The following is a 7,468-nucleotide window of genomic DNA, read 5'->3' as shown; positions in this document are numbered from 1 at the left end:
CCCCGCAGGATCCGACCCCGGCCTTCCGCTCCCCCGGCATCTGACCCGGACCTTCCCCCGGATCTCTGACCTTTCCGGCTTGTCAGCCGATCCGGAGCTCTTCCACCAGGCCCGACAGCCCTTCGTGACCGAGGCCGCGGGCGACGCGCTGGTCGAGGATCGTCTTCATGGGGATGAGCAGATCCGGCCGGACGCCCTGCTCCCTGAACGTGCGGATCAGGTTGTCCATGCCCACCCTGTTGATCTCCAGGTTGGACACCTCGGTGCGGTGGTCGCCCGACTCGATCGCCGCCGCTGTGGCGGGCTCACTCGCGGCCATCGCGTTGAGCCACGGGACCAGCAGCGTGCCGGTGAACTCCGTCAACGGGTATTTCGCGGACGTCACCAGTGCGGCGGCGGCCAGGAAGCCGGCGATCTGGCCGTACATGCCGGTCAGCATGGCCAGATCCAGCAGCGGGGCCATCCCGGGGTCCGGGTCCACGTAGCGGGGCTCGGCCATGACGGCGAGCACCTCCTCGTGGCGGTCGTACGCGGTCCTGGAGCCGCTGTAGAGGATGAGCGCGCCGGGCTTGGCGATCATGTAGGGCACGGCCATGATGCCGCCGTCCAAATAGTCCGCGCCGCGCCCGGCCGCCCAGGTCGCGGTCTCGCGAGCCTCCACGGGCCGGCCGGTGGTGAGGTTGACGACGACGCGGCCCCGGAGCGGGGCGTCCTCCAGGACTTCCCGCACGGCGGGATAGTCGAGCACGCAGACGATCACCAGCTCGCTCGCCCCGACCGCCTGCGCCGGGGTGGCCGCGCGGGTCGCGCCCTTCGCGACCAGGGGCTCGGCCTTGTCCGGCGAACGGTTCCAGACGGTGACGCGGTGGCCGGCGGCCAGCAGGCTCTCCGCGAGGGCGGATCCCATGAGGCCGAGGCCGAGAACGGAGATATTTTCCGACATTTCAGTGTTCCCTCTGTGAGGCGTTCCTTCAGTGGAGCTGTCTTCACCTTGCAGGCGGGCGCTTATGGTCTGATTCGGAGTCGGTTATGGGGGGCGAATGCGGTTCGGGGTGCTGGGCCCGCTCACGGTGTGGTCGCCCGGCGGGGAACCGGTCCAGGTGCTGGAGGTCAAGGTCCGGGCGCTGCTCGCGGCCCTGCTGACGAACCCGGGGCGGCCGGTCTCCGCCGACCGGCTGATCGAGCACCTCTGGCGCGGCCGGCCTCCGGTGAACCCGCTGGCGGCGCTGCGGGTGAAGGTGTCGCAGCTGCGCAGGGTGCTGGGCGGGCGGGAGCTGGTGGCGTACCAGGCGCCCGGATACGTGCTGCGGGTGGGGCCGGAGTCCGTGGACGCCGGCCTGTTCGAGTCGCTGATCGGGCGCGCGCAGCGCACCGACGAGCTGGGCGTACGCGCTGAGCTGCTGCGGCAGGCGCTCGGGCTCTGGCGGGGGGACGCCTACGCCGAGTTCGCGGACGAGCCGTTCGTCCGGGCCGCCGTCGCCCGGCTGGACGAGCAGCGGCTGGTGGCGATGGAGGAGCTGGCCGAGGCGCGGCTCGGGCTGGGCGAGCACGGGCTGCTCGCGGCCGAGCTGACCGATCTGGTGGCCGGGCATCCCTTGCGCGAGCGGCTGCGCGCCGTACACCTGCGGGCCCTGTACCGGGCCGGGCGGCAGAGCGAGGCGCTGGCCGGGTACGGGGACCTGCGGCGGCGGCTGGCCGACGAGCTCGGGGTCGATCCCGGGCCCGAGCTGGTGGCGCTACATCAAGCGATCCTGGAGCAGGACCCGGCCTTGGAGCCGCCTGCCCGGCCCCGCACGAACCTGCCCGCGCCGCTGACCCGCCTGGTGGGCCGGGAGGCGGCGGTGGCCGAGGTCCGGTCGCTGCTCCGGGCCAACCGCCTGGTGACGCTGACGGGTCCCGGCGGAGTCGGCAAGACCCGCCTCGCCCTCGCCGCCGCCACCCCGAGCGCCGGCCACCCGGACGCCGCACTCAGTCTCCGGGCCGGTGACGCGAGCAGCCCTCGTGGGGAGGCTGTGGGGGTCGGGGTGTTCGAGGGTGAGGTGTGGCTGGTCGAGCTGGCTTCGCTGACCGCCCAGGCGGCCGTGGTGGAGGTGGCCGAGGCGATCGCGGCGGTGCTCGGGCTGCGGGACGACGTGCCCGGGTCGATGTCCGATCGGCTGGCCGCCGCGCTGGAGGGCAAGCGGACGCTGCTCGTGCTGGACAACTGCGAGCACGTCGTCGAGCAGGTCGCCGCGCTGGCCGGGCGGCTGCTGCGGGCGGCACCAGGGCTGCGGATCCTGGCCACCAGCCAGGAGTCGCTCCGGATCGAGGGCGAGGCGCTGTGGAGCGTGCCGCCGCTGGAGCGGGAGGCGGCCGTGGAGCTGTTCGCGGCGCGGGCGGGCATCGAGCCGGACGCGGACGTGGCGGAGATCTGCGCCCGGCTCGACGGCCTGCCGCTGGCACTGGAGCTGGCCGCGACCAGGATGCGGGCCCTGACCCCGCGCCAGCTCGCCGACCGGCTCGACGACCGGTTCAGGCTGCTCGCCTCGGGGCGGCGCGGGGCTCCCGCCCGGCAGCAGACGTTGCGGGCGATGATCGACTGGAGCTGGGAGCTGCTGACCGAGGGCGAGCGGCTGGTGCTGCGGCGGCTGGCCGTGCACGCCGACGGGTGCACGCTGGAGGCGGCGGAGGAGGTCTGCGCCGGGCCGGGCGTGGACGTCCTCGACCTGCTGGCCAGGCTGGTGGACCGGTCGCTGGTGGTGCGGGTCCCCGGGCCGCGCTATCGGCTGCTGGAGTCCGTGGCGGCCTACTGCCAGGAGCGGCTGGCCGAGGCGGGAGAGCTGGCCGCCGTACAGCTCAGGCACCTGCGCCACTACGCCGGCCTGGCGGAGCAGCTGGAGCCGCACCTTCGAGGGCACGGGCAGCGCGGCGCCTTCGCCCGGCTCGACGCGGAGGCCGCCAACCTCCGCGCCGCACTGGACACCGCAGTCCAGCTCGCGACACAGCCGAGCTCCCTAGACGCGACACAGCCGGACTCCGTAGACGCGACGCAGCCGAGCTCCGTAGGCGTGGCGCGGCCGGACTCCGCTGGGGTGGCGGAGGAGGCGTTGCGGCTGGTGAATGCGATGGCCTGGTACTGGGTGCTGCGTGGCCGGCTCGGCGAGGGCCGGCGGGCGCTGGAGGCCGCGCTGTCGCTTCCCGGCCTGCCCCCTTCCGGCGCGGCGCAGGCCACGCTGTGGCTGGCCGGGCTGCGGATGCTGGCGGGGCGGCCCGCCCTGCCCGCCGGCGAGGTGTACGAGGCGATCGAGGAGCCCCTGGCCAGGGCCAGGGCGCAGTGGTTCGTCGGGTTCGCCTCGTACGGGTACGACGACCTGTCTCTGAGCCAGGAGCTGATCGAGCGGGCATTGACGACCTTCCGCGAGCTGGACGACCGCTGGGGCACGGCCGCCGCCCTGAACGTCCTGGCCAGGCTCGCGGCCATGCGCGGCGACCTGGCGGCGCTGCGGCGGGACGGGGAGCAGGGGCGGGCGCTGTTCAGGGAGGTCGGCGACCGGTGGGGCGAGATGCGGGCCGCTGAGAACCTCAGCACCCTGGCAGAGATCACCGGCGACTACGCGGAGGCCACCGCGCTACGGGTGGAAGGCCTGCGGATGGCCGAGGAGCTCGGGCTGTGGAGCTCGGTGTCAGACGCGCTGTCCCGGCTGGGCAGGATCGCGATGCTGACCGGCGACCACGCGCGGGCCGAGGATTTCCACGAGCGGGCCAGGCGGCTGGCGGTGGCCCAGTCGAACCGGCCGGCCGAGGAGTTCGCCGAGATCGGGCTGGCGCTCGGAGCGCGGCGGCAGGGACGGCTCGATGACGCCGAACGGCGGCTGCGTACCTGGCTGGGCTGGGTCAGGGACGTGGCGGGCGAGCCCGGCGCGGCGCTGATCCTGGCCGAGCTGGGCTTCGTCGCCGAGCAGCGAGGTGACGCGGCCGCCGCGCTGGAGCTCCAGCTGGACGGGCTCGCGACGGCGCGCCGGGTCGGCGATCCGCGGGCGACCGCGCTGGCGCTGGAAGGGCTGGCGGGCGCGCGGGCGCTGAGCGGGCGGTTCGAGGAGGCGGGGGCGCTGCTGGGCCGGGCGGCGGCGCTCAGGGAGTCCGTGGGCGCGCCGCTGCCGCCCGGCGAGCAGGGCGACGTCGCCCGGATCACGGCCGCGGTGGAGGCGGCGCTCGGCCGTGCCGGGCTGGCGGCGGCTCAGGCACGCGGCGCGGAGATCTCGATGGAGCAGGTGGTCGGGGAGGATCACCCTCAATAGGCTCCATTGTGATCATCCGGGCGGGATGGGCGTGGCGGGGGCGGGCCTGGCCTGATCCCCCTCAGTACGCCGGGTAGCCGGGCGCGAAGGCGGCCGGTGCCGGCAGGTGCTGCTCCTGGGCGTCGCTGATCTTGCGGATGACGCCGATGGCCAGCAGGGCCGCGACCAGCATGAGCGTGATGCTCACCACGTCGAACCGCGCGGCGGCGGCCAGGGAGTCCAGCTCCTCCGCCCCGAACAGCAGGCGCCCGGCCAGGTTCGACACCAGGCTGGCGATCAGCCAGGCCGCCCACCAGACGTTGATCAGGCCCCGCGATGGCGCGGATTCCTGGCCGGCGCGCGTGGAGGCGTACCAGATGTCGTCCACGATCTGCTTCGGGAACCAGAAGTTGATGATCGGCACCACCCAGCCGATGATCAGCCAGGGCCTGCCGCGCCGGTGGCCGCCCGGTGAGAGGATCTCGGCGTTCGCCCTGACCCGGTACAGCCAGACGAGGAAGGCCACGACGGCGACGACGTAGACGACGGTCTCCACGATGCCGGAGAGGCCGTAGACGAGGTCGCCCGTGGTGATCTCCGAGTCCGGTACGGAGTAGGGATCGACGATCATGCGGTCGACCATGCCCGCGTACCAGAGGTCGATCACCGCCGCGACGACGCCGACGGCGGAGTCACAGATGAGCGCCGCCACGGCGAAGAGCGCGACGCCGCGTACCGGCTGTAAAGGGGGAGGTGGCGGTGCCGGATAGCCGGAAGGTGGGGGGTACATGAGGGCTCGGCCTTTCTGCCGGGTTGACGGGCAAGCCCACCAGTATGTCGAGCCAAGAAGCGGAAAAGGATCAGTTATCCGATCGGGCATCCTCTTGTGATAAGCCCGGGATTTTGCACATTCGGTGATTGTCTCCGTGAAAGCGGGCAGTGCCTGGGATGGACGGGCATCTTAGGGCAGGGTTGGGAGCATGCCGATGAGGACAGAGCTCGACCGCCTGGCGGGCGGGGCGCACCATGATCCACACTCCGTGCTCGGAGCACACCCCGCGTCCGGTGGGGTGGTCTTCCGCACGCTGCGCCCACTTGCCGAGCGGGTGCGCGTGGTGCTGGAGGACGGTACGGCCCATGACATGAAGCACCTGGCCCACGGGGTGTTCGAGGCGACGGTGCCGGGGCTGGACAAGGTGCCCGAATACACGCTGAGCGTCCAGTACGCCGGCGCGGACCCCTACGAGACACGTGATCCCTACCGGCACTGGCCCACGCTCGGCGAGGTGGATCTCCACCTCATCGGTGAGGGGCGGCACGAGCGGCTGTGGGAGGTCCTCGGCGCCCGCGTGATGGAGCACCAGGACGTCGACGGCACCGCGTTCGCCGTCTGGGCGCCGAACGCGCGCGGCATCAGGGTCGTCGGCGACTTCAACCACTGGGACGGCACCGCCTACCCGATGCGGTCGCTGGGCCGGTCCGGCGTGTGGGAGCTGTTCGTGCCGGGCATCGGGGCGGGCGAGCGGTACAAGTACCAGGTCCTGGGCGCCGACGGGGTGTGGCGTGACAAGGCCGACCCGATGGCCAGGCGCACCGAGGTGCCGCCGATGACCGCCTCCGTGGTCGACAGGTCCGACTACACCTGGCAGGACGAGACGTGGCTGGCCCGGCGGCGCGAGCAGCAGGCGCAGAGCGGGCCGATGAGCGTCTACGAGGTCCACCTGGGCTCGTGGCGGCCCGGCCTGTCCTACACGGAGCTGGCCGACCAGCTCTCCGAGTACGTGGCCGACCTGGGGTTCACGCACGTGGAGCTGCTGCCGGTGGCCGAGCACCCGTTCGGCGGCTCGTGGGGCTACCAGGTGACGTCCTACTACGCGCCGACGGCCAGGTTCGGCACGCCCGACGAGTTCCGCCACTTCGTGGACCGGCTGCACCAGCGCGGCATCGGGGTGCTGCTGGACTGGGTGCCCGCGCACTTCCCGATGGACGACTGGGCGCTGGCGCGCTTCGACGGCACCCCGCTCTACGAGCACGCCGACCCGGCCAGGGGCGAGCACCCCGACTGGGGGACGTACGTCTTCGACTTCGGGCGCAGGGAAGTGCGCAACTTCCTGGTCGCCAACGCGCTGTTCTGGCTCAAGGAGTTCCACGTCGACGGGCTGCGGGTGGACGCGGTCGCCTCGATGCTCTACCTCGACTACTCGCGGCGCGAGGGCGAGTGGACGCCGAACGTCTACGGCGGCAGGGAGAACCTCGACGCGGTCGAGTTCCTCAAGGAGATGAACTCCGTCTGCTACCGCGAGGCGCCGGGCATCTCGACCATCGCCGAGGAGTCGACGGCGTGGCCGGGCGTGTCGCGGCCCGTGCACCTGGGCGGGCTCGGGTTCGGCTTCAAGTGGAACATGGGCTGGATGCACGACACGCTCGAATACCTGCGCCACGAGCCGGTCTTCCGCCAGTACCACCATCACCAGATGACGTTCTCGCTGCTGTACGCCTACTCCGAGAACTACGTGCTGCCGCTGTCGCACGACGAGGTCGTGCACGGCAAGGGCTCGCTGCTGGGCAAGATGCCGGGCGACGAATGGCAGCGGTTCGCGCAGTTGCGGGCGTTGCTGGCGTTCATGTGGGCGCATCCGGGCAAGCAACTGCTGTTCATGGGCGGCGAGTTCGGACAGGGCTCCGAGTGGTCGGAGGAGCGCGGGCTGGACTGGTGGGTGCTGGAGTTCGACGGGCACCAGGGCGTGCAGCGGCTGGTACGCGACATGAACCGGATCTACAAGGAGACCCCGGCGCTGTGGGAGCAGGACTGCTCGCCCGAGGGGTTCCGGTGGATCGACGCCGACGACGCCTCGGGCAACACCTTCTCGTTCGTCCGCTACGCGGCCGACGGGTCCGCCGTGGCGTGCGTGGTCAACTTCAGCGGCGGGCCGCACGAGAACTACCGGCTCGGGCTGCCGTACGCCGGGCAGTGGACGGAGATCGTCAACACCGACGCCTACGACTACTGGGGCAGCGGCGTGGGCAACATGGGGACGGTCGATGCGGCCGAGGAGCCCTGGCACGGGCTGCCCTGCTCCACCACGCTGCGGGTGCCGCCGCTCGGCGCCGTCTGGCTGACGCACGAGGGACCGGCCTGAACGTTTGAGGTGAAGCCGCTGAAAGTTCGGTGAGAAACCGGGCGGGGGTCTGTGCCCGTCCGGCAAATCACC

The 7,468-nt window shown here is 72.2% G+C and carries 4 protein-coding genes; 2 read left to right on the top strand and 2 right to left on the bottom strand.

The features are described 5' to 3' along the window. Positions 1–82: 82 nt before the first annotated feature. The gene (locus ETD85_RS22580; protein WP_138691752.1) at positions 83–943 is read right to left on the bottom strand and encodes an NAD(P)-dependent oxidoreductase; all 861 of its coding nucleotides are present in this window, start codon (positions 941–943) and stop codon (positions 83–85) included. 97 nt (positions 944–1,040) lie between these two features. Here ETD85_RS22580 and ETD85_RS22575 point away from each other — a divergent pair, with 97 nt between their 5' ends. Beyond that, positions 1,041–4,277 carry an ATP-binding protein gene (locus tag ETD85_RS22575; RefSeq protein WP_138691751.1) on the top strand — a complete coding sequence of 1,079 codons (3,237 nt, stop codon included), beginning with the start codon at positions 1,041–1,043 and terminating at the stop codon, positions 4,275–4,277. 61 nt (positions 4,278–4,338) lie between these two features. On the opposite strand, the gene ETD85_RS22570 is transcribed toward ETD85_RS22575, so the two are convergent. Further along, complete coding sequence (locus ETD85_RS22570; RefSeq protein ID WP_170246795.1) at positions 4,339–5,046, bottom strand: DUF4328 domain-containing protein; 708 nt, start codon at positions 5,044–5,046, stop codon at positions 4,339–4,341. 196 nt (positions 5,047–5,242) lie between these two features. On the opposite strand from ETD85_RS22570, the gene glgB reads away from it, so the two are divergent. After that, complete coding sequence (glgB, locus tag ETD85_RS22565; RefSeq protein ID WP_138691759.1) at positions 5,243–7,396, top strand: 1,4-alpha-glucan branching protein GlgB; 2,154 nt, start codon at positions 5,243–5,245, stop codon at positions 7,394–7,396. Positions 7,397–7,468: the final 72 nt, after the last annotated feature.

This window comes from Nonomuraea zeae (assembly GCF_005889725.1).
Taxonomy (GTDB): domain Bacteria; phylum Actinomycetota; class Actinomycetes; order Streptosporangiales; family Streptosporangiaceae; genus Nonomuraea; species Nonomuraea zeae.
The sequence above is the reverse complement of the archived record's forward strand: the minus strand, read 5'-3'. Positions and strand labels throughout refer to the sequence as shown.

What these genes read in the sequence shown, in the direction of transcription:
- ETD85_RS22580 (WP_138691752.1), bottom strand. Translation starts at nt 943, where the DNA reads ATGTCGGAAAATATCTCCGTTCTCGGCCTCGGCCTCATGGGATCCGCC.
- ETD85_RS22575 (WP_138691751.1), top strand. Translation starts at nt 1,041, where the DNA reads ATGCGGTTCGGGGTGCTGGGCCCGCTCACGGTGTGGTCGCCCGGCGGG.
- ETD85_RS22570 (WP_170246795.1), bottom strand. Translation starts at nt 5,046, where the DNA reads ATGTACCCCCCACCTTCCGGCTATCCGGCACCGCCACCTCCCCCTTTA.
- glgB (WP_138691759.1), top strand. Translation starts at nt 5,243, where the DNA reads ATGAGGACAGAGCTCGACCGCCTGGCGGGCGGGGCGCACCATGATCCA.